At 71.4% G+C, this 19,396-nt stretch carries 22 protein-coding genes; 13 read left to right on the top strand and 9 right to left on the bottom strand.

Annotation, left to right across the window (positions count from 1 at the left end):
- Positions 1 to 52: 52 nt before the first annotated feature.
- Positions 53 to 1,825 (bottom strand): substrate-binding and VWA domain-containing protein, encoded by a 1,773-nt coding sequence (locus ACZ5WE_RS28785; RefSeq protein WP_467693257.1) that lies wholly within the window; start codon positions 1,823 to 1,825, stop codon positions 53 to 55.
- Positions 1,826 to 1,991: 166 nt separating this feature from the next.
- On the opposite strand from ACZ5WE_RS28785, the gene ACZ5WE_RS28790 reads away from it, so the two are divergent.
- On the top strand, positions 1,992 to 2,792 hold the full coding sequence (locus ACZ5WE_RS28790; protein ID WP_467693258.1) for a CPBP family intramembrane glutamic endopeptidase: 801 nt from the start codon (positions 1,992 to 1,994) through the stop codon (positions 2,790 to 2,792).
- Between the two features lie 109 nt (positions 2,793 to 2,901).
- Here ACZ5WE_RS28790 and ACZ5WE_RS28795 read toward each other — a convergent pair whose 3' ends face one another.
- Positions 2,902 to 3,732 (bottom strand): PhzF family phenazine biosynthesis protein, encoded by an 831-nt coding sequence (locus ACZ5WE_RS28795; RefSeq protein WP_467693260.1) that lies wholly within the window; start codon positions 3,730 to 3,732, stop codon positions 2,902 to 2,904.
- Positions 3,733 to 3,899: 167 nt separating this feature from the next.
- On the opposite strand from ACZ5WE_RS28795, the gene ACZ5WE_RS28800 reads away from it, so the two are divergent.
- Positions 3,900 to 4,265 carry a cupin domain-containing protein gene (locus ACZ5WE_RS28800; protein ID WP_467693262.1) on the top strand — a complete coding sequence of 122 codons (366 nt, stop codon included), beginning with the start codon at positions 3,900 to 3,902 and terminating at the stop codon, positions 4,263 to 4,265.
- A 326-nt stretch (positions 4,266 to 4,591) separates the two neighbouring features.
- Complete coding sequence (locus ACZ5WE_RS28805) at positions 4,592 to 5,212, top strand: PadR family transcriptional regulator (RefSeq protein WP_467693264.1); 621 nt, start codon at positions 4,592 to 4,594, stop codon at positions 5,210 to 5,212.
- Positions 5,213 to 5,325: 113 nt separating this feature from the next.
- Here the strand turns inward: ACZ5WE_RS28805 and ACZ5WE_RS28810 are convergent, their stop codons facing one another.
- A complete protein-coding gene (locus ACZ5WE_RS28810) occupies positions 5,326 to 5,757 on the bottom strand; it encodes a type II toxin-antitoxin system Rv0910 family toxin (RefSeq protein WP_467693266.1) in 432 nt (143 codons plus the stop codon).
- Between the two features lie 305 nt (positions 5,758 to 6,062).
- Here ACZ5WE_RS28810 and ACZ5WE_RS28815 point away from each other — a divergent pair, with 305 nt between their 5' ends.
- On the top strand, positions 6,063 to 6,887 hold the full coding sequence (locus ACZ5WE_RS28815; protein WP_467693268.1) for a putative protein N(5)-glutamine methyltransferase: 825 nt from the start codon (positions 6,063 to 6,065) through the stop codon (positions 6,885 to 6,887).
- Between the two features lie 45 nt (positions 6,888 to 6,932).
- On the opposite strand, the gene ACZ5WE_RS28820 is transcribed toward ACZ5WE_RS28815, so the two are convergent.
- The gene (locus tag ACZ5WE_RS28820) at positions 6,933 to 7,103 is read right to left on the bottom strand and encodes a hypothetical protein (protein WP_453400012.1); all 171 of its coding nucleotides are present in this window, start codon (positions 7,101 to 7,103) and stop codon (positions 6,933 to 6,935) included.
- Positions 7,104 to 7,317: 214 nt separating this feature from the next.
- On the opposite strand from ACZ5WE_RS28820, the gene ACZ5WE_RS28825 reads away from it, so the two are divergent.
- The 3 genes from ACZ5WE_RS28825 to ACZ5WE_RS28835 all read left to right on the top strand — a co-directional run bounded on the left by ACZ5WE_RS28825 (position 7,318) and on the right by ACZ5WE_RS28835 (position 10,202).
- A complete protein-coding gene (locus ACZ5WE_RS28825) occupies positions 7,318 to 7,953 on the top strand; it encodes a peptidase (RefSeq protein ID WP_467693270.1) in 636 nt (211 codons plus the stop codon).
- A 46-nt stretch (positions 7,954 to 7,999) separates the two neighbouring features.
- Positions 8,000 to 9,022, top strand: a complete 1,023-nt coding sequence (locus ACZ5WE_RS28830; protein WP_467693272.1) for an EamA family transporter — start codon at positions 8,000 to 8,002, stop codon at positions 9,020 to 9,022.
- A 190-nt stretch (positions 9,023 to 9,212) separates the two neighbouring features.
- Positions 9,213 to 10,202 carry a DMT family transporter gene (locus ACZ5WE_RS28835; RefSeq protein ID WP_467693596.1) on the top strand — a complete coding sequence of 330 codons (990 nt, stop codon included), beginning with the start codon at positions 9,213 to 9,215 and terminating at the stop codon, positions 10,200 to 10,202.
- Positions 10,203 to 10,653: 451 nt separating this feature from the next.
- Here the strand turns inward: ACZ5WE_RS28835 and ACZ5WE_RS28840 are convergent, their stop codons facing one another.
- Together ACZ5WE_RS28840 and ACZ5WE_RS28845 are read right to left on the bottom strand one after the other, a co-directional pair.
- Positions 10,654 to 11,289: an FMN-binding negative transcriptional regulator gene (locus ACZ5WE_RS28840; RefSeq protein ID WP_467693274.1), complete on the bottom strand. Its 636-nt coding sequence runs from the start codon at positions 11,287 to 11,289 to the stop codon at positions 10,654 to 10,656.
- Complete coding sequence (locus tag ACZ5WE_RS28845; RefSeq protein WP_467693276.1) at positions 11,289 to 12,005, bottom strand: pyridoxamine 5'-phosphate oxidase family protein; 717 nt, start codon at positions 12,003 to 12,005, stop codon at positions 11,289 to 11,291. Before ACZ5WE_RS28845 ends, ACZ5WE_RS28840 begins: the two co-directional genes overlap by 1 nt.
- Positions 12,006 to 12,040: 35 nt before the next feature.
- Between ACZ5WE_RS28845 and ACZ5WE_RS28850 the strand changes: the two genes are divergently transcribed.
- Positions 12,041 to 13,372, top strand: a complete 1,332-nt coding sequence (locus ACZ5WE_RS28850; protein WP_467693278.1) for an aminotransferase class I/II-fold pyridoxal phosphate-dependent enzyme — start codon at positions 12,041 to 12,043, stop codon at positions 13,370 to 13,372.
- Here ACZ5WE_RS28850 and ACZ5WE_RS28855 read toward each other — a convergent pair.
- On the bottom strand, positions 13,363 to 14,385 hold the full coding sequence (locus ACZ5WE_RS28855; protein ID WP_467693280.1) for a DMT family transporter: 1,023 nt from the start codon (positions 14,383 to 14,385) through the stop codon (positions 13,363 to 13,365). The genes ACZ5WE_RS28850 and ACZ5WE_RS28855 overlap by 10 nt on opposite strands.
- 74 nt (positions 14,386 to 14,459) lie before the next feature.
- Between ACZ5WE_RS28855 and ACZ5WE_RS28860 the strand changes: the two genes are divergently transcribed.
- Entirely contained in the window at positions 14,460 to 15,362 is a 903-nt protein-coding gene (locus ACZ5WE_RS28860; protein WP_467693282.1) for a LysR family transcriptional regulator, read from the top strand.
- A 19-nt stretch (positions 15,363 to 15,381) separates the two neighbouring features.
- Here ACZ5WE_RS28860 and ACZ5WE_RS28865 read toward each other — a convergent pair whose 3' ends face one another.
- Complete coding sequence (locus ACZ5WE_RS28865) at positions 15,382 to 15,861, bottom strand: pyridoxamine 5'-phosphate oxidase family protein (RefSeq protein ID WP_467693284.1); 480 nt, start codon at positions 15,859 to 15,861, stop codon at positions 15,382 to 15,384.
- A gap of 183 nt (positions 15,862 to 16,044) precedes the next feature.
- On the opposite strand from ACZ5WE_RS28865, the gene ACZ5WE_RS28870 reads away from it, so the two are divergent.
- Positions 16,045 to 16,686, top strand: coding sequence for a cysteine hydrolase family protein (locus ACZ5WE_RS28870; RefSeq protein ID WP_467693286.1), 642 nt, complete (start codon positions 16,045 to 16,047; stop codon positions 16,684 to 16,686).
- Between the two features lie 38 nt (positions 16,687 to 16,724).
- Here ACZ5WE_RS28870 and ACZ5WE_RS28875 read toward each other — a convergent pair whose 3' ends face one another.
- On the bottom strand, positions 16,725 to 17,183 hold the full coding sequence (locus tag ACZ5WE_RS28875; RefSeq protein ID WP_467693288.1) for a Rieske (2Fe-2S) protein: 459 nt from the start codon (positions 17,181 to 17,183) through the stop codon (positions 16,725 to 16,727).
- A gap of 104 nt (positions 17,184 to 17,287) precedes the next feature.
- Here ACZ5WE_RS28875 and ACZ5WE_RS28880 point away from each other — a divergent pair, with 104 nt between their 5' ends.
- The 3 genes from ACZ5WE_RS28880 to fabG all read left to right on the top strand — a co-directional run bounded on the left by ACZ5WE_RS28880 (position 17,288) and on the right by fabG (position 19,386).
- A complete protein-coding gene (locus ACZ5WE_RS28880) occupies positions 17,288 to 18,091 on the top strand; it encodes a HipA family kinase (RefSeq protein WP_467693290.1) in 804 nt (267 codons plus the stop codon).
- Positions 18,088 to 18,489 (top strand): DUF3037 domain-containing protein, encoded by a 402-nt coding sequence (locus ACZ5WE_RS28885; protein ID WP_467693292.1) that lies wholly within the window; start codon positions 18,088 to 18,090, stop codon positions 18,487 to 18,489. The genes ACZ5WE_RS28880 and ACZ5WE_RS28885 overlap by 4 nt, the downstream gene beginning before the upstream one ends.
- 135 nt (positions 18,490 to 18,624) lie before the next feature.
- Positions 18,625 to 19,386 (top strand): 3-oxoacyl-ACP reductase FabG, encoded by a 762-nt coding sequence (gene fabG / locus ACZ5WE_RS28890; RefSeq protein ID WP_453734218.1) that lies wholly within the window; start codon positions 18,625 to 18,627, stop codon positions 19,384 to 19,386.
- Positions 19,387 to 19,396: the final 10 nt, after the last annotated feature.

Raw genomic sequence — 19,396 nt, forward strand, 5'->3', positions numbered from 1 at the left:
GTGCCCCCCCCCTGAGCTGAGGTGACCTGAGCGGAGGCGCACGGGGGTCGGCTCAGCCGTGGCTGCCCGCCTCCATGATGGCCTTGAGGATGACCGCGTGGATCTGCGCCGGGTCGTCGACCTGATGGCCCGATCCGCCGGTCGCCTCCGCGATCTGCACGACCTCCTCCTTGTCCGCGTTCGGGCCGACCGCGATGGCGATGAGCGGCACCGGGCGCTTGGGGTCGGAGAGGTTCTCCAGCTGCGAGATGAGGTTGCTGCGCGCGATGGAGCCGGGGTCCTGGTTCGCGCCGTCCGTGAGCACCACGAGTGCGTTGAACTTGCCGCTCGCGTAGCTCGACGTGGCTTCCTTGTACGCCGCGAGCGTGGTGTCGTACAGGCCGGTCGCGCCGCCCGGGATGGGCGTGAGGTCGCCGAAGGCCTCCGAGATCCTGTCCCGCTGGGTGGCCTCGCCCTTGCGGTCGCCGAGCCGTTCGGTCGGCACGAGCTTGCGGTAGTCGCGCTCGCCGTCCAGGAGGGTGGCGAACTCCCACAGGCCGATCTCGTCCTCGTCGGTGAATCCCGCGAGCGCCTGAAGGAGCGAGGACTTGGTGACCTCCATCCGGGTCTGCCCCCGGCCCGGCACGAACTCGCCCATGGAGTCCGAGACGTCGACGACCGTGCCGAGCCGTGCGCTCTGGACGGTGATCGTCCACATGCCGAGCGTCTCCTGGATCTCCTTCTCGGAGGGCGGCTCGCTCGCCTCGTCGTCGTACGGCTGGGGCGTGCGGCCGCCGGCCGCCGTGACGAGCTTCTCCGAGGGGGCCTCGGCGCCGGTCCTGAATCCGTGCTTCTCCAGGATCGCGCGGCCGCCCTCGTCGCTGAACAGGGTCATGAAGCGCAGGGCGGCCCGGCTCTGGTCCGTGGACAGCTCGTCCTCCTGGACCAGCGTGTACGGGTAGTCGAGGCGCGGCGAGCCGTCCTTCGGATAGAACATGTCCAGGCTGTTCTCCTCACCCGCCGACGCGTTGTGCTCGAACGCGGCCTGCTCGGAGAGGATCAGCGCCTGGTTGCGGCGCGGGTTGCCCTGCTCGGTGCCGGAGGCGTCGCGCGCCAGGGTGTCGAGGAGCTGGCTGTCGCTGTCGGACGTGCGTGCGGACAGCGCCTTGGCCATCCCGGCGGCCCGGGTGTCGCCGTCCTTGCCGCCCGACTTCTTCGCCGACGCGCTCAGCTTCGCCAGCGCGAGGAGGCCGGTCGCGCTGCGTGCGGGATCGGCGGCGCCGAGCCGCAGTTTGTCGTCCTTCATCGCCGCGCCGGTCAACTCGGGCCAGCTGTACGTCTTCTTGGGCCATCCCAGGGTCTCGGCGGCGGAGGGGATCATGGCCATGCCCACCGGGGATGAGGCTATGTTTCCCGCGGGCGACACCTTGCTCTGCTTGCCGCCCAGGCCTGCGCGCTGTACCCACAGGTCGGAGTCCGGCACCCACACGTCGTAGCCGGGGTCGCCCTCGCCCGTGCGTAGTTCGTCGGCGACCTTGTACGCATCGCGGGCCGAGACCCGTACGTCGATGCATGCCCCGTCGGACGTGACGTCCTTCTCGCGCGCGTCGTCGGCGGCCGCGCGCAGGGCGGGTGCGATGGCGGGGGCGGCGACGACGTCCAGCTTCACCGTGTCGTCGTGGCACGCGCCGCCGAAGGCCAGCAGGTCGCTGCGGACCGCGACCGCCGTGCCCGCCGCGACCGTCAGGACGAGCGCCGTCGCGATGGCCACCGTGCGCCCGCGCGTACGAGGCCGAGGGTCGGGTGCGTCCGTCCCGTAATCATCGGGCAAGCTGTGACGTCCCATGGCGGTGGTGCCCCTCCTTGAGCAATGGAGCAAGGAAAGAGGGGGCGGCATGACCGCAGTCGGCGTCCGTCCCCCTCGGCCTGTCGCGCACGGTCTTCGTAACTTCTTTCGAGACCCTAGCGAAACGGGGATGGGGATGAGGCGGGATTACTCAACTGGAGGCGGAGTGCAAGCGGAGTCCGGGCCGTTGGCCGGTTCTTTTCGGGGCGAGGGGCCAACGCGACGGATCCTCCGGGACGAGACACTGCTCGTCCTGGCGCTCTCGCTGGGCGCGAGCGGGGTGTCCGCACTGATCAGCTTCGTCGGATCGGTCACCAAGCCGGGCGGTCTGAAGGATCAGGCGGCGACCATGAACGCGTCGGCCGCCCCGGGGCGGCCGTGGCTTGATCTCGCGTGGCAGTTGTTCGGAATCTCAACCGCGTTGGTGCCGGTGGCGCTGGTCGCGCACTTCCTGATCCTGGAGGGCGCGGGGCTGCGCTCGATCGGCTTCGACCGGAGCCGGCCGTGGCCGGACCTCGGGCGCGGGGCGGCGATCGCCGCGGTGATCGGCAGCACCGGGATCGCCTTCTATCTGGCGGCGCGCGGGCTGGGGTTCAACCTGACGGTGGTGCCGGAGGACCTGCCCGACGTGTGGTGGAAGTACCCGGTGCTCGTGCTGTCCGCGGTGCAGAACGCGGTGCTCGAGGAAGTGATCGTGGTCGGCTATCTGCTGCGCAGGTTCGGGCAGTTGGGGTGGACGCCGATGGCCGCACTGGTCGGGAGCTCGGTGCTGCGCGGCTCGTACCACCTCTATCAGGGCATCGGCGGGTTCATCGGGAACATGGCGATGGGGGTGGTGTTCGTGCTCCTGTACCGGCGGTGGGGGAGGGTCGGGCCGCTGGTGGTGGCCCATTCGCTGCTGGATATCGGGGCGTTCGTCGGGTACGCGCTGCTCGCGGGGAAGGTGGGGTGGCTGCCGACGCCGTAGGGGGCGCCGACGCCGTAGGGGGCGGGCAGGCGGGTGGTTCCTGGGGTGGCTGTGGGGACGTATGACCGGGTCGTACGTCCCCACAGTGATGTCGGGCGTCGCGGACCTGTCAGGCGTACAGGTCGCCCTCGATGACGGTGACCGCGCGGCCCGTCAGGAGGGTGCGATCGCCGCGCAGTTCCGTGTGGACCAGGCCGCTGCGGGCCGATGCCTGCAGGCCGGTGAGCTCCGTGCGGCCAAGGCGATGGGACCAGAAGGGGGCAAGGGCCGTGTGGGCGCTGCCGGTCACCGGGTCCTCGTCGATGCCGACATTGGGGAAGAAGGCCCGGGAGACGAAGTCGTAGCCGCGGGTGGGGTCTTCGGCGCGTGCGGTGGCGATGATGCCGCGCTCGGAGTACTGGGCGAGGGCCCTGTGGTCCGGGGTCAGGGCGCGCACCGTCTTCTCGTCGGCGAGCTCGACCAGCAGGTCGCCGAGGCTCGCCCCGGCGTCGAACACCGCGAGCGGCTCGGCGCCGAGTGCCCGCGCCACGCCGTCGGGGGTCTCGGCCGGGGTGAGCGGGGCGGTCGGGAAGTCCATGGTGAGGGCGCCGTCGGCGTGCGCGATCGTCGTCAGGACTCCGCTGCGGGTGGCGAACCGTACGGAGCCTTCGACTGAGCCGGTGACCTGCAGGACGTGGGCGGTGGCGAGCGTGGCGTGGCCGCAGAGGTCGACCTCGGTGGCGGGGGTGAACCACCGCAGGGCCCAGTCGGCTTCGGCGTCCGCGGGGAGGCGGTGGGCGAAGGCGGTCTCGGCGTGGTTGACCTCCGCGGCCACCTTCTGGAGCCAGGCGTCCTCGGGGAAGGCGTCGAGGAGGAGGACGCCAGCAGGGTTGCCCGCGAAGGGGCGGTCGGCGAAGGCGTCGACGATGCGGATGCGGTGAGAAGGCTGAGAAGTCGGCATGTCGACGACGCTAGCGGGCCAATATGGGTGTGGGACAAGGCCAATTGAGGGTGAGTGGCCTGATGGGCTGCCCGGCGACCTCGCCTCGCGTCCCGCGCGGACCAGGCACACGCTGGAAGTGACGGGGATTTCCGGGCTCTGCCACAGGGGGCGATGAGGAGGAAACCATGACGGCGACGACGCGGAACGACACTCCCGTCGCGATCGAAGGGGGTGGCGTGGAGTTTCGCATGCGAGATGTCGGGGGCGGCATGGCAGTCGCGTTCGTGCGGCTTCCGCAGGGTGCGGACATGGCGCCGGCTCTCACGGGGATGCCGGACGGACTGTGCCAGTGCCCTCACTGGGGCTACCTGCTCAAGGGGCGGCTGAAGATGCGGACGGCGTCCGGCGACGAGACCTACGAGGCCGGGCAGGCCTTCTACTGGGCGCCGGGCCATGCCCCTGAGGCGATCGAGGACTGCGAGTACGTCGACTTCTCGCCGGCGAAGGAGCTGAGCGAGGTGGTCGACCACGTCAAGGCGCACATGAGCTGACCGTTGCGGGCGCCCGCAACGGCGAGTGGCCGCGGCCCGCGGTCCGGGCTGCGGAAGGTGTCTGCCGGACCGCGGCCCGGGCCCGCGCGGCTGGTCAGTCGGCGCAGGGGCGAGCCCGGGCCAGGGCTGCCGCCTCGGACGGCGGTCCGGCCGGGCCGGCACGGGCGGCCGTCGAACTTCGGTGGGGCCGGTCAAGGCCCGGTGGAACAGGACGGCCGGCCTTTCGGGAAGGGGCTTGCCAGGTGAACAGTTCCGATATATCGTTGACGCATCGCGACTGATCAACGACTACACGGTTGATCACTGACACAAGAGGAGTGATGGCGATGCGTTCCCACGGTTACGAACACGAGCACGGACGTGGAAAGTGCGGCCCCGGCCACGAGGGCCGGGGCGGTTTCGAGGGGCGGCGCGCGGCGTTCGGTCCCTTCGGGCCCGGCTTCGGCGGACCCGGTGGACCAGGTGGTCCCTGGGGCGGGCGTGGCGGCAGGGGTGGTCCGCGAGGAAGGGCGAGGCGCGGTGACGTACGCGCGTCGATCCTGGCCCTCCTGAAGGACCGGCCGATGCACGGCTACGAGATGATCCAGGAGATCGCCGAGCGCAGCGGCGGGGCGTGGAAGCCCAGTCCCGGCTCGGTCTACCCCACCCTCCAGCTTCTGGAGGACGAGGGCCTGATCAGCAGCGCGAGCGAGGGCGGCAAGAAGCTCTTCTCGCTCACCGATGCCGGCCGCACCGCGGCCGACGAAGGTCCCGACGCGCCTTGGGAAGAGGCCGGGCGCGGGGTCGACTGGGAGGCACTGAGCGAGATCCGGCAGGCCGGTTTCGGTCTGATGGAGGCGTTCGGCCAGGTCTGGAAGACCGGCAGCAAGGACCAGCGCGAGAAGGCTCTCACGGTCATCAACGACGCCCGTAAGAAGCTGTACCTGATCCTCGCCGATGAGGACTGAGGCGGCTGGGGGCGATGGTCCCCGCTGCTTCTGAGGCGCCCCGCACTTCGCGTGTGGGGCGCCTCTTCATGTGTGGGGGCGCCCCTCCACCTGTGAGGGGGCTCGCGCCGGGGTCAGGTCACCAAGCCCGCCAGCTTCCGCAGTGACTCGTTCAGCGCGGCCGTGGCCGAGTCCTTCAGCTTGCCCGCCATCAAGGAGACCGCCGCGCCCGTGAACTCCCCGTCTATGCGCACGTTCGTCGCGTCGTCCCCCTCGGGGGAGAGGGTGTAGCGGGTGCCGACCGTGACGCCCATCGGGCCCTTGCCCCTGATCGCAAGGGTGCGCTCGCTCACCAGCTCCTCGATCGTCCACTCGACCTCGGCGGGGAAGCCCATCAGCTTCATGTTCTCCGCGAACGTGCCGCCCGCCTCCAGTGTCGTGGGGGCGCCCTTGGGGAAACTCGTGTGCGTGGCGTTCCACTCGCCGTACGAGGAGAGGTCGGTGAGTTGGGCCCAGACCTTTTCGGCGGGCGCCTCGATCCGTGCTTCCGCGCTGACTTCGGCCATGCGACGACCCCTTCTCTTCGGGCGCTGCGGCGGAGCGCAGCTGCGGTGTCGCGGAACGTAGCCGCAGGGCCCGGAACATTCAATACTGATGAACCGTCAGGTGTTGTGGTCGCTCCGGCGATGCCGCCCGGAACCGGGTCGGGTACTGTTGCCTTCCCCCGCGACGGACGCGGGGAGACGGACCCAGGAGGTGAGACCCATTACCGCAGCAGCAGGTCGGGTGCTCCCCCTTCGCGACCGCGCGGTTCACCCGGCATAGGTGACCGAAGGGAGCCCCACAGGCGTCCCGAAAGGTTTCTCTTCTCATGTCGGCTTCACCATCGTCACCCGCATCGCCCGCGTCACCGCCCATAACACCCCTCGCTCCAGCCGCCGTCGTCACCAGGCTGCGCGCCGCCGGCTGTGTTTTCGCCGAGGACGAGGCGGAGTTGCTCGTCAGCACCGCGCGTGACCCCGCCGAACTCGCCGCCATGGTGGAGCGGCGCGTCATCGGTCAGCCGCTCGAACACGTCCTGGGCTGGGCGGAGTTCCACGGTCTGCGGATCGCCGTGGACGTGGGCGTCTTCGTCCCTCGGCGGCGCACCGAGTTCCTCGTGCGGCAGGCCGCCGCTCTCGCTCCGCCCGGCGCCGTCGTCGTCGACCTGTGCTGCGGCTCGGGCGCGCTCGGGACCGCACTCGGCGCCTCCGTCGGCCGAATCGAGCTGCACGCCGCCGACATCGACCCCGCCGCCGTGCGGTGCGCGCGCCGCAACGTCGCCGATGTGCGAGGGCGGGTGTACGAGGGCGATCTCTACGAGCCGCTGCCGCACGCTCTTCGGGGCCGTGTCGACATACTGCTGGCGAACGTCCCCTACGTACCCACCGACGAGGTCGGTCTGCTGCCGGCGGAAGCCCGTGTCCACGAGGCGCGTGTGGCGCTCGACGGTGGAGCGGACGGCCTCGACGTCCTGCGGCGGGTGACCGCGGACGCCGCGCGCTGGCTGGCTCCCGGCGGTCGGCTGCTGTTCGAGACGAGTGAGCGGCAGGTGCCGTACGCGTTGGAAGCGGTCGTCGACGGCGGTCTCGCGCCGCGGTCGGTGAGTGACGAGGAAATGTACGCGACGGTCGTCATCGGGACGCGGCCCGCGTAGGGCGGTCGGGGTGGGCCCGCGCGCAGGCGTCGGCCCCCTCGCGTACTAGCCCACCCTGCGTATCACCGCCGCGTCGAAGAGATCGCACGCCCTGGGGAACGGGCCCTCGTCGTGGCAGTGCCAGGCTTCCCAGAAGAGATCGGCGGGCAGCGCGTTCTCGGGTGCGTACACCCGGTACACGTACTGCCTGCCGTCGATCGCGGGTAGCGCGACCATCCAGCACCTGCACTCCATGCCCGAAGACGAGTGGCCGGTGCGCCACGGTTGCCTGCCCGGCGCGAATCAGAGCGGCGCGCGCCCCTCGGGGAAGAACAGCCTGATCTCATCCGTAAGGAGGAGAGGCCGCTCATGCGTACCCAACCTGTGTCGGACGCGAAGATGCTTCCCGCCGCCGATGACGCGGCCCTCGGGGGCTGATGGGGTGGAAGATGTGCAAAGCCGTACCCCGCGGGGCGCCGAGCCCGGCCCGACCAGAGCAGAGACCGACCCCCGACTGAGCGCAGCGCTGACGTCGGTGGTGGCCGGCGCGCGCCGGCGTGCCGTACGGGACGGGGACCGGCAGATCGACACCGCGCACCTGCTGCACTCCCTCCTCGAGACCGACCCCGATGTGCGGGCGGCCTTCGACGACGGGGCGCAAGTGGTGCGGCTGCTCGGCTATCTCGTCCAGCGCAGCATCGGCTACGGCCTGCAGTGGCAGGGGACGGTCGAGGACTCCGGAGCGGTGCCGATGGTGCGGGCGGGGTACTCCGCACCCGTGAGCCCCGCGAAGGAGACGGGCTGGTCGCCGTCCGCGAGCACCGCCATGGAGGTGGCCGTCGAGCGGGCCGGCCGCCGCGGCGAAGCGCGGGCCCTGGGCATCGATCTCCTGGCGGCGCTCGTCGCCGACCCGGACTGTCGCGCGGTCGAGGTCCTTGGACGGGCCGGGGCCGACGCGCAGGTGATCCTACGGGGGATCGAGGACGACCCGTTCACCGGGAGCTCCGCGGGTGCGTTGGTCGATCCGTACGCGGAGACGTCCGCGGGCGCGTTCACCGATCCGTACGCGGAGACGTCCGCCGATTGAGACAGGTTCTATCGGGGGTGACGCTCATGACACGTCCTGTCATGATGTGCCGGTGCAAGCGTCTCAGGGGAATCAGACAGACTCGCGGCTGAGCCGGGGCAGGGGCGTCGGCCTGGGGCTCGCCCTGGGATCGGCGGTCGCCTTCGGCGGCTCGGGCGTCGCGGCCAAGCCGCTGATCGAGGCGGGCCTCGACCCGCTCCACGTGGTGTGGCTGCGGGTGGCGGGCGCCGCCCTGGTGATGCTGCCGGTCGCCTGGCGCCACCGCGGACTGCTGCTGCGCAGGCCCGCGCTCCTCCTCGGCTTCGGCCTGCTCGCCGTGGCCGGCGTCCAGGCCTGCTACTTCGCGGCGATCTCCCGCATTCCGGTCGGCGTCGCGCTCCTGGTCGAATACCTCGCGCCCGCGCTCGTGCTCGGCTGGGTGCGCTTCGTGCAGCGGCGGCCCGTGACGCGCGCGGCCGCCGTCGGCGTGGTGCTCGCGGTCGGCGGGCTCGCCTGCGTCGTCGAGGTGTGGGCCGGGCTGAGCTTCGACGCAGTGGGACTGCTGCTCGCGCTGGGCGCAGCGTGCTGCCAGGTCGGCTACTTCGTCCTGTCCGACCAGGGCAGCGACGCGGGCGACGACGCCCCCGATCCGCTCGGCGTCATCGCGTACGGGCTGCTGATCGGTGCCGCGGTGCTGACCGTCGTGGCGCGGCCCTGGGGCATGGACTGGTCGGTGCTCGCCGGGAGCGCGTCCATGGACGGCACGGCCGTGCCCGCGTGGGTGCTCATCGGCTGGATCGTGCTCGTCGCGACCGTGGTGGCGTACGTCACCGGGGTGCTCTCGGTGCGGCGGCTCTCGCCGCAGGTGGCGGGCGTCGTGGCCTGTCTGGAAGCGGTCATCGCCACCGTGCTCGCCTGGGTCCTGCTGGGCGAACACCTGTCGGCACCGCAGATCATCGGGGGCGCCGTGGTCCTCGCGGGGGCGTTCATCGCGCAGTCGTCCACTCCCGCCAAGCCCCGCCAGGGGCCGGCTGCGGGCGGGACGCCGGAGTCGGAAGAGCGGTTGTCGGCAACAGGCACTGCCGTCTAGGGTGTTGATCATGCATTCCCGCGCGCTCGTTCTTCCGCCCCCCGCCGCTTAGGCGCGGGCGCCTCCTGGAACACACCCGGCCGGTGGCCGGGTGGAACGACGCTGCCCGCAGACGGAGCCAGGGACCTTCTTTTCCTTTCTGCGGAGAACTCACGTGCCGAACGTGCCTGACGTGTCCGATGCGTCAAATGTGTCGACTGCTGTCTCCGGCCTGTCCGTCGGACGAGGCCTCTTCTATCTGATCGTCGCCGGTACGGCATGGGGCACCGCCGGTGCTGCCGCCGCGCTGGTCTTCAAGGCCAGCGACATGGGACCGGTCAGCCTGTCCTTCTGGCGCTGCGCGGGCGGCTTCGTGCTGCTGTTCGCCGTCCGGCTGGTGCGGTCGCGCCGACGGTCCGCGGACGCCGCCGCTGTCGCCGGCACGCCGCTGCGGCGCAGGCTGCCGCGGATCGTGGCGACCGGCGTGGCCCTCGCCGTCTTCCAGACCGCCTACTTCGCGGCCGTCGAGTCGACCGGGCTCGCGGTCGGCACGGTGGTCACGATGGGGGCAGGGCCCGTCCTCATCGCGATCGGGGCGCGGTTCACCATGGGGGAGCGGCTCGGGCGCGGCGGTGTCGTCGCGGTGGCCGGGGCGCTTGCCGGGCTCGTGGTGCTCGTCCTTGGCGGCGGGGACGCGAGTGTGCGTCCGGCGGGCGCCGGGTGGGGGCTGCTCTCGGCCGCCGCGTACGCCGCGATGACGCTGCTCACGCGGTGGTGGGGCCGGGACGGTGGTGCCGACTCGTCCGACACGACGGTCTGGTCGTTCGCCGTGGTGTCGGTCTGCCTGCTGCCGCTCGCCGCGGCGGAGGGGCTCGTGCCGCACGCCGCGGAACCAGCGCGGCTGGGCCTGTACTTGCTGTACATCGTCGTGATCCCGACGGCGGTCGCCTACGCCCTGTACTTCGCGGGCGCCGCCGTCATACGGTCCGCGACCGTCTCCGTGATCACGCTCCTCGAACCGCTGAGCGCGGCGGTCATCGCGGTCGTGCTGCTCGGCGAGGAACTGACCGTGACGACGGTGCTCGGCACCCTGGTGATGCTGGCGGCGGTGATGGGCCTCGCGGTCGCGGAGACGGTCGCTGCGCGGCGGGTTCTCGCGGGGCGCGGTTGGAATGGCCGTGCCCCGCGAGTGTTGTCTTGAGCCCGAGGGCCGGTGGGGGGTGGTCGTGCCTGTGCCGCGGGCCGCGGGTGTCTTAGCCTCGTGGCCCTTGCGGGGTGTTCAGCGGCGGCGTTCTAGGTGCGTGCCTGTGCCGCGGGCTGCGTGTGGCTCAGCCTCGCGTCCCTTGCGGGGTGTTCAGTGGCGGCGTAGCTAGGTGCGTGCCTGTGCCGCGGGCTGTGTGTGGCTCAGCCTCGCGTCCCTTGCGGGGTGTAGCGGTGCCGTAGTGGGGTGCGCGTCCTGCCGTGGGGCCGCGTGTGGCTCAGCCCCGTGCCGCTTGTGGGGTGCAGTGGCGGCGTAGCTAGGTGCGTGCCTGTGTTGCGGGGCTGCGTGTGGCTCAGCCTCGCGTCCCTTGCGGGGTGTAGCGGTGCCGTAGCGGGGTGCGCGTCCTGCCGTGGGGCCGCGTGTGGCTCAGCCCGTGCCGCTTGTGGGGCGTTCAGCGGCGGCGTAGGTGGAGGGTGCGTGCTGCCGCGTCTCGTGGGCCCGCTCGTTCCGCGAGGCCTGTTGCTATTCGGTCCTGGACCTCCTGCGGCTTGTGGCTCGCGTACTTGAACTTCGCCCGTACGTCGGTCACTTCGAGGCACAGGGCGCGGATGCCGGAGAGCATGCGGCCGAAGGGGGCCTTGCCCACCGCGGCCGGGGCCGACCCGCCCTCCGGCTGGAAGTGGGCGACCTGGCGGTTGAGGAGCTCGGCCTTCTCCTCCGGGGCGTCCACGATGCGGGCGGTGCAGCGGAGTTGGACGGCGGCGTAGAAGCTCGTCGGCACGCCGTGCTCGGGCGGGGCGTCCGGGGGCGCCTGCCAGGGGCCGGGCACGTACACGTAGTCGTCCACCACGCTGAGCAGTACTTCGGGATCGGCTTCGAGCGCGGGCCACAGCGGATTGGGGCGTGCCAGGTGGGTGATCACCCTGCCGAGCGGGCCGTGACCGGATTCGAAGGCGAAGTGGGCGGGCTGCACGTGCGGGGGTTCTCCGGGCAGGCCGTTCACGGCGAGCTGGCCGAAGTCGTGGCCCGCGAGCCACTGCTGCCACTCGGTGTCGGAGCGTGGGGCGTCCCAGGGGTGGATCAGCATCACAGTTCGATCAGGTAGTCGGGGACGTCGATGCCGGGGGCGAGGTCGGCCGACGGGACGAGCGGGTCGTGGCCCTTGCGCAGCGGGACGACGCCGGCCCAGTGCGGGAGGTCGAGGTCCTCGGGGTCGTCGTTCGGGCCGCCGGTGCGGACCTTGGCGGAGACCGCGGAGAGGTCGAGGCTGAGCACGGCGGTCGCCGCGAGCTCCTTCGCGTTCGCGGGGCGGGAGTCGGCGGAGCGGCCCGGCACGACGTGATCGACGAGCGCGTCGAGGGCGGTGCGCTTCTCCTCGGGGTCCGTGACCTGGTGGGCGGTGCCGTGGATCACCACGGAGCGGTAGTTGATCGAGTGATGGAAGGCCGAACGGGCGAGGACCAGGCCGTCGACGTGGGTGACGGTCAGGCAGACGGACAGGCCCGGGTCCTCCCGCGGGGCGCCGGCCGCCATCCGCAGCGGCCTCGAACCCGTCGAACCGTGCACGTACAGCCGCTCGCCCACCCGGCCGTACAGCGTCGGCAGGACGACGGGAGCGCCCTCGCGTACGAAACCGAGGTGGCAGACGTAGGCCTCGTCGAGTATCGCGTGCACCAACTCCTGGTCGTACGCGGCACGGTCCCGCCCGCGGGTGGGGACGGTGAGGTCGGTCGGCGCGTACGAGGCGGTGTCGGTGGCGGTCTCGGCGCCCGTCTCGATGCCGGACCCGGATGCGACGCTCATTGCCTTCTCCATTGCACTAGTGCATAATCTGGTTTGTGCTAGGAGAGTATCGGATCGAAGGACGACGCGCAGCTGAGATCGCTGCCAGCGTGGAGCGCGCGGTGGGGGGCGGAGACCTGCAGCCGGGTCAACTCCTGCCCCCGATGCGTGAGTTGGCGCAGCGGCTCGGGGTGAATCCCAATACGGTGGCCGCCGCCTACCGCACGCTGCGCGAACGCGGCGTCATCGAGACGGCGGGGCGGCGCGGCAGCCGCGTACGCCCCAAGCCCGCGACGACGGTGCGTGAGCTGATCCGCGTGGACGTGCCGGACGGCGTCCGTGACGTGTCGAACGGCAATCCGGATACGGCGCTGCTGCCGTCGCTCGCAGAGGCGTTCGCGGCGGCGGCAGCCGAGGGCGACCGGCGTCCCGTCCTGTACGGGGAGGAGGCCGTGGACCCCGAAATGAGCCGCCACGCGCGCGTGGCCCTCGACGAGGACGGCGTGCCGGACGGTCCTGTGGCCGTCACATCCGGGTCCCTCGACGCCATCGAGCGCGTGCTGGCCGCTCAAGTCAAGCCCGGCGACTCGGTGGCGGTGGAGGACCCCGGCTGGGGCAGCCTGCTCGATCTGATGCCGGTGCTAGGCCTGCGCACGGTCCCGGTGGGCGTCGACGACGACGGGCCGCTGCCCGCCGACGTGGAGGACGCGCTGCGTGGCGGCGTCCGGGCGCTGATCGTCACCGACCGTGCCCAGAACCCGACGGGCGCCGCCATCAGTGCCCCGCGCGCGCGTGCGCTGCGAAAAGTCCTCTCCGCGCACAAGGACGTGCTGCTCGTCGAGGACGACCACGGCCACGCCATCGTCGATCTGCCGCTGCACCCGCTGGCGGGCGTGACCCGCAGCTGGGCCTTCATCCGCTCCACTGCCAAGGCGTACGGCCCTGATCTGCGCCTTGCCCTGCTCACCGGGGACGCCGTCACCGTCGATCGCGTCCAGGGGCGGCAGCGACTCGGCCCCGGGTGGGTCAGCCACATCTCGCAGCGCGCTGTCGTGCGTCTGTGGACGGACGGGTCGGTGGACACGGGCGGGGTCGCCGCGTCCTACGGGAAGCGGCGTGACGCCCTGATCGCCGCGCTCGCCCTGCGGGGCGTAATGGCGCACGGGCGCAGCGGCATGAACGTGTGGGTGCCCGTGCCGGACGAGACCGGGGCGGTCGCCAGGCTGCTGCACGCGGGGTGGGCCGTCGCTCCGGGCGCGCGCTTCCGGATGAGCGCGCGGCCCGGCGTACGGATCACGGTGTCGACGCTCGGGGACCAGGACATCGAACCGGTGGCGGACGCCGTCGCATCCGCCACCGGGCCCGCTCCGGCACGGCGCTACGAGTGATCGGGGCGGCTCCGCGCGCGATCGCGCGGCCTGGACTGGGTGAGCGCCGCACCCGCCAGGACGATCACCGCGCCGACCGGCGTCGACCAGCTCAGGGACTCGCCGAGTACGGCGACGCCGGCGGCGGTGGCGATGACCGGGACGAAGTACGTGACCATCTGGGCCGTCGTCGGACCGACCTCGGAGACGAGGTCGTACTGGATCAGGAAGGCGAGCCCGGTGCCGATGGCACCCAGTGCCACGATGGCGAGGAGCGGCACGACGGGGAAGTGCGTGGGCATCGACGTGAACAACGGCGTCACGACGGCCAGTTCGACGGTCGCGACCAGTAGTTGGGCGCCGGTCAGCGAGAGGTTCGAGTGACCGGATCCCGCCAGGGTGCGGCGCACGTAGATCCAGCCGACCGGATAGCTCAGCGAGGCGAGCAGCGCCAGCGACGTGCCGCGGAAGTCGATGCCGTTGAATCCCTGCCAGGCGCCGAGCACGGTGAGCACTCCGAAGAAGCCGATGCCGAGCCCCGCGACCCTGCGCCGCGTCGGCCGGTCCTCGGAGAGCGCGACCATGGAGAGCGCCATGCCCCACAGGGGTGAGGTCGCGTTGCAGATGCCGGCGAGCGTGGAGGGGATCGTCAGTTCGGCGTACGCGAAGAGCGAGAACGGCAGGGCGTTGAGCAGCAGCGCGGAGACGGTGAGGTGCGCCCATGTCCGTGCCCCGCGCGGCAGCCGTTCGCGCTTCGTCACGAGGACGATCGCGACGATGGCGGTGCCGAACAGGAGGCGCCCCAGAGTGACCTGGAAGGGGGCGTAGGCCTCCGTGCCCACCTTGATCAGCAGAAAGCTGAAGCCCCAGATCAGCGAGAGGATGCCGAAGCGGAGTCGCCAGCCGAGGGGGCGGCGGCGCTTCGGCTCGACAGGGGAGGCGGGGGAGGCGGGGGAGGTGGGGGAGGTGGGGGAGGTGGGGGAGGACGAGGAAGTGGCGGCGGTGCTGCCGGGAGGGGTGGTGGTGACGTGCATGTACGTCACATTGAAGCCTCCGACCTCGTAGAACAAGCGAAATTAGCTGCCCAGTACCGCGTAGCATCGCTTACATGTTGAACCTGGAGCGCCTGCGCACGCTCGACGCTCTGGCCCGGCACGGCTCGGTCAGCGGCGCCGCGGCCGGACTGCACGTCACGACGTCGGCCGTCTCCCAGCAGATGACCAAACTGGAGCGCGAGGTGGGCCAGCAGCTCCTCGCCAAGAACGGCCGCGGAGTGCGCCTGACCGATGCCGGACGGCTGCTCGCCGAGCATGCCGCGCGCATCCTCTCCCAGGTGGAGTTCGCCAAGGCCGACCTGGAGGAGCAGCGCGGCAAGGCCGTCGGCGAGCTGCGGATCTCCGCGTTCCCCACAGCGATGCGCGGACTGCTGCCCGCCACGCTCACCGCGCTGCGCGGCGGACACCCCGGCCTGCGCGTCCGCGCCCAGGAGATGGAGCCGCAGCCCGGGGTGGCCGCCGTGGTGCGCGGCGACATCGACATGGCGGTCGTCCTCGACTGGTACAACAAGCCGTTGCCGATGCCCGAAGGCCTGGTCAAGGCGTCCCTCCTGGACGACCCCGCCGATGTCGCCATGCCCGCGGCGCACCCCCTCGCCGACCGTGCCGAAGTGGACCTGGAGGAGTTCGCGGACGACGAGTGGATCGCCTGGGCGGAGGGGGAGTTCTGCCACGAGTGGCTGATGTTCACGTTGCGCGCCAAGGGCATCGAGCCGCGGATCGCGCACCGCGCGGAGGAGCACCACACCCAGCTCGCGCTGGTGGCCGCGGGGCTCGGCGTGTGCGTGGCACCCCAGTTGGGGCGCGATCCGATGCCGGCCGGGGTCAGGACCGTTCCGGTACGCCACCGGGTGCACCGTCATGTGTACGTGGTGTGGCGCGCGGACGCTGACCGCCGTCCCTCGATCAGGGCGGCGGTGGAGGCGCTCCAGGTGGCCGGGGCCGGGGTGGGCTGACCGGGCGGGGGCGGGCCCTTCAGGGGCGGGCCTGCAGCTCCGCCAGCTTCCGGAAGTCCCAGGACGTGATCGCGTCGGGGGTGAGCCGGATCCACGCGTGCTTCCCGTCGTACGGCATCGTTTCCATCCCGAAGTACTTCTGGGCGAAAAGGCGCTCAGGGGCGTCGAGTTCGGGGCATGGATCACCCATCCGAGGTGACTCGGCGACGAAGACCGCCGTCCCGGACAGTTCCACGCCCCGCAACTCCCCGTACTCCACGCCCGAGTCGATCACCACGGCGATCCGCTGGTCGCCCCGCAGGTCGGCCCAGCGCTTGCTGCGGGTGATCGAGAAGAGCCACAAGGACGTGCCGTCCCAGGCGAACCACAGCGCGCTGACGTGCGGGGCGCCGTCGCCGGACACGGTCGCGACCCGGCAGGTGCGTTCCGCGGCGAGGTAGGCGTCGAGCTCGTCCGGCGACATCATGATCCTGCGGCCCCGGCGCTGTGTGACGGCCATAGGTCCTCCCGCGACATGTGGAAAAGGTGGGCGCACAGCGAGAACTGACTACCCGTCAGGATGCTGTGTCAGGAAAGCATGCGGCCTCTTCCGTCGTGACGCAATGGCGGCTAACCTCCGCGCATCCCGGGCGCCGGCCGACCGGCCGGCCGGACGATCCGGACGACCCGGACAGGGGGAGCGATGCCGTCGTACGAACAGCTCAGGGAACTCCTCGACCCCGCCACCACCGTGCTGCTGACCGTCGAGTGCCAGCAGGGCGTGGTGGGGACGGAGAGCGCGCTGCCCGAACTCGCCGACGAGGCACGCTCGTCGGGCTGCCTCGCCAATGTCGCGCGGCTCGTCTCCGCCGCCCACTGGGCCGGTGTCCAGGTCCTGCACGCCGTCGCCGAGCGGCGGCCCGACGGGCGCGGCGCCAACCGAAACGCCCGCCTCTTCCGCGCCGCGGGGCGGCTGCCCGTGCAGCAGCTCTCGGGGACCAGGGCCGTGCGGATCGCCCCGCCCATCGAGGTGGCCGACGAGGACCTCGTCGTACGGCGGCTGCACGGCCTCTCACCCCTGGCGGGCACGGACGTCGACCCGCTGCTGCGCAATCTGGGCTGCCGCACCCTCCTGGTGACCGGTGTGTCGGCGAACGTGGCGATACCGAACGCCGTCTTCGACGCCGTGAACCTGGGGTACACCGCCGTCGTGCCGTCGGACGCCATCGCGGGAGTCCCCTCCGACTACGCACCCGCGATGATCCGCAACACGCTCTCCCTGGTGGCCACCATCGCCACCACCGAGGAGGTCCTCGGCAGCTGGAAGCGCCCCGCCCCGGCGTGACCGAGACGTCCCCGGCCGGCCGGTGTGATCGAGACGTCCTAGGCCAGCGTGATGGAGTCACCGTCCACACTGATCTCGGCGGCGGGCAGCGGTTTCGGTGCCGGGGAAGCCTTCACGCTCCCGTCGGCGATGGAGAACTTGCTGCCGTGACAAGGGCAGTTGATGGTGCCGCCCTCGACACTCGTCACCGGACACTGCTTATGGGTGCAGCGGTTCGAGAAGGCCTTGAACTCGCCCTCCGTGGGCTGGGTCACCACCACCCCCTCCGCCTTGAAGATCTTGCCGCCGCCCACCGGGATCTCCGACGTCTTGGCGAGCGCAGCGCCGGCCGCGCCATCGGCGGCCTCATCGGGCTTCTGCTCGGCGGCCGCATCGGAGTCGTAACCGTCGTCGCTCTCACCGCAGGCGGCAAGGGCCGCGGCCAGGCTGACGACGCCCGCCGCGGCGACGACCGAACGGCGGGAGGGCTGGGGAAGAGGTTCCTTCGAAAGGGTCATGTCCGGTGGTACGAGGCCACGCGCCGCTGTGTTCAAGCCCTCAAGCACTTCTTGCGCGAGCCGAGTTCGGACCGGCATCAACCTGGGGCGATTAACCTGGGGCAATGCTCACCGAAGTCACCGCGGTCCGCTACGTCACACCCCTGCGGGAGGGCGGATCGCTCCCCGGTCTCGTCGAGGCCGTCGACGGCCGGGGAACGTACGCGCCGTACGTCATGAAGTTCACCGGGGCCGGGCAGGGCCGCAAGACGCTCGTCGCGGAGGTGATCTGCGGGCAGCTCGCGCGCGGCCTCGGGCTCCGGGTGCCGAGCCTCGCCCAGGTCCGGCTCGACCCGGTGCTCGGCCTCGGTGAGCCCGACCAGCAGGTGCAGGAGCTGCTCAAGTCGAGCGGCGGACTCAACCTCGGGATGGAGTACCTCTCCGGTGCCCTCGGCTTCGACCCGCTCGCGTTCGACATCGACCCGGCCGAGGCGGGCCGCGTCGTGTGGTTCGACGCGCTCATCAACAACGTGGACCGCTCCTGGCGCAACCCGAACATGCTCGTGGCCGGCGGCGACCTGTGGCTCATCGACCACGGCGCGAGCATGATCTGGCACCACAACTGGCGCACCGCCGAGACCGCGGCCGCCAAGCCGTACGACGCGTCCGACCACGCCCTCGCCCCCTTCGGGCCCGATGTCGCCACCGCCGCCACCGAGCTCGCCCCGCTGGTCACCGAGGAGCTGCTGGCCGCCGCCGCGGCCGACGTGCCCGACGCGTGGCTGGTGGACGAGCCCGGCTTCGATGACCCCGACGCCGTACGCCGCGCCTATGTGACGGCGCTGCTGGCGCGGGCCAAGACCATCCACGAACGGATCCAGCTGCCGGAGAGCCTGTCCGAGCCGCAGCGGAAGGGCGCCACCCAGTGACCGAGCAGCCACCGCCGGCCGAGCGGCACGTCTTCGAGTACGCCCTGGTGCGCGTCGTGCCCCGCGTGGAGCGCGGCGAGCAGTTCAACGGGGGCGTGGTGGTCTACTGCCGGGCCGAGTCCTTCGTGGCAGCCCGCACGCATCTCGACGAGGGCAAGCTGCGGGCTCTGGACCCGCAAGCCGATCTCGGGGGCATCAGGGCCGCGCTCGGCGCCGTCGAGCGGATCTGCGCCGGGGATGAAGAGGCAGGTCAGGCCGGGCGGGACGATGCGGGACGGCGCTTTCGATGGCTGATCGCCCCGCGCTCGACCGTCGTGCAGCCGGGGCCGGTGCACACGGGCCTCACCGCGGATCCTGCCGCGGAGGTGGACCGACTCCTGGACCTCCTGGTCAAGTAAGAATCACACGCACCCGGTCTGCCGTTGACACCGGGTGCCAGGGCTTCTAGCGTCTCGTTCAGCTGAAGGTACTAAGCGGTCGCTCACCATCGGGGCGTACCGTAGAGCCGCATCCCAAGGGCGAGGAGAACCAGCATGTCCACCACTGAGCAGCGCGTCGCGGTCGTGACCGGAGCAGCGCGAGGCATCGGCGCGGCGACCGCCGTGCGCCTGGCCGCCGAAGGCCGCGCCGTCGCGGTGATCGACCTCGACGAGGCCGCCTGCAAGGACACCGTCACGCAGATCACCGCTGCCGGTGGCAAGGCGATCGCCGTCGGCTGCGACGTGTCCGACGAGGCTCAGGTCGAGGCGGCCATCGCCCGCATCGCCGATGAGCTCGGCGCACCCACGATCCTCGTGAACAACGCCGGTGTGCTCCGCGACAACCTCCTCTTCAAGATGAGCGCGAGCGACTGGGACACGGTCATGAACGTGCACCTGCGCGGTGCGTTCCTGATGTCCCGCGCGATCCAGAAGCACATGGTGGACGCCAAGTTCGGCCGGATCGTGAACCTCTCCTCGTCCTCCGCGCTCGGCAACCGCGGCCAGGTGAACTACGCCGCGGCCAAGGCGGGACTGCAGGGCTTCACCAAGACACTGGCCAAGGAGCTCGGCAAGTTCGGCGTCACCGCCAACTCCGTGGCCCCGGGCTTCATCGTCACCGAGATGACCAAGTCCACCGCCGACCGCGTCGGCATGGGCTTCGAGGACTTCCAGGCCGCTGCCGCCACCCAGATCCCGGTGCAGCGCGTCGGCCGCCCCGAGGACATCGCCAACGCCATCGCCTTCTTCACGGGCGACGCCGCGGGCTTCGTCTCGGGCCAGGTCATGTACGTGGCCGGCGGCCCGCTCAACTAGTTCTGTTCCG

The organism is Streptomyces sp. NPDC033180, assembly GCF_055577645.1.

Excerpts from the sequence above, each read along its gene's own strand:
- ACZ5WE_RS28785 (WP_467693257.1), bottom strand. The coding sequence starts at position 1,825 with ATGGGACGTCACAGCTTGCCCGATGATTACGGGACGGACGCACCCGAC.
- ACZ5WE_RS28795 (WP_467693260.1), bottom strand. The coding sequence starts at position 3,732 with ATGCCGACTTCTCAGCCTTCTCACCGCATCCGCATCGTCGACGCCTTC.
- ACZ5WE_RS28800 (WP_467693262.1), top strand. The coding sequence starts at position 3,900 with ATGACGGCGACGACGCGGAACGACACTCCCGTCGCGATCGAAGGGGGT.
- ACZ5WE_RS28805 (WP_467693264.1), top strand. The coding sequence starts at position 4,592 with ATGCGTTCCCACGGTTACGAACACGAGCACGGACGTGGAAAGTGCGGC.
- ACZ5WE_RS28810 (WP_467693266.1), bottom strand. The coding sequence starts at position 5,757 with ATGGCCGAAGTCAGCGCGGAAGCACGGATCGAGGCGCCCGCCGAAAAG.
- ACZ5WE_RS28815 (WP_467693268.1), top strand. The coding sequence starts at position 6,063 with ATGTCGGCTTCACCATCGTCACCCGCATCGCCCGCGTCACCGCCCATA.
- ACZ5WE_RS28820 (WP_453400012.1), bottom strand. The coding sequence starts at position 7,103 with ATGGTCGCGCTACCCGCGATCGACGGCAGGCAGTACGTGTACCGGGTG.
- ACZ5WE_RS28840 (WP_467693274.1), bottom strand. The coding sequence starts at position 11,289 with ATGCTGATCCACCCCTGGGACGCCCCACGCTCCGACACCGAGTGGCAG.
- ACZ5WE_RS28845 (WP_467693276.1), bottom strand. The coding sequence starts at position 12,005 with ATGAGCGTCGCATCCGGGTCCGGCATCGAGACGGGCGCCGAGACCGCC.
- ACZ5WE_RS28855 (WP_467693280.1), bottom strand. The coding sequence starts at position 14,385 with ATGCACGTCACCACCACCCCTCCCGGCAGCACCGCCGCCACTTCCTCG.
- ACZ5WE_RS28860 (WP_467693282.1), top strand. The coding sequence starts at position 14,460 with ATGTTGAACCTGGAGCGCCTGCGCACGCTCGACGCTCTGGCCCGGCAC.
- ACZ5WE_RS28865 (WP_467693284.1), bottom strand. The coding sequence starts at position 15,861 with ATGGCCGTCACACAGCGCCGGGGCCGCAGGATCATGATGTCGCCGGAC.
- ACZ5WE_RS28870 (WP_467693286.1), top strand. The coding sequence starts at position 16,045 with ATGCCGTCGTACGAACAGCTCAGGGAACTCCTCGACCCCGCCACCACC.
- ACZ5WE_RS28875 (WP_467693288.1), bottom strand. The coding sequence starts at position 17,183 with ATGACCCTTTCGAAGGAACCTCTTCCCCAGCCCTCCCGCCGTTCGGTC.
- ACZ5WE_RS28880 (WP_467693290.1), top strand. The coding sequence starts at position 17,288 with ATGCTCACCGAAGTCACCGCGGTCCGCTACGTCACACCCCTGCGGGAG.
- fabG (WP_453734218.1), top strand. The coding sequence starts at position 18,625 with ATGTCCACCACTGAGCAGCGCGTCGCGGTCGTGACCGGAGCAGCGCGA.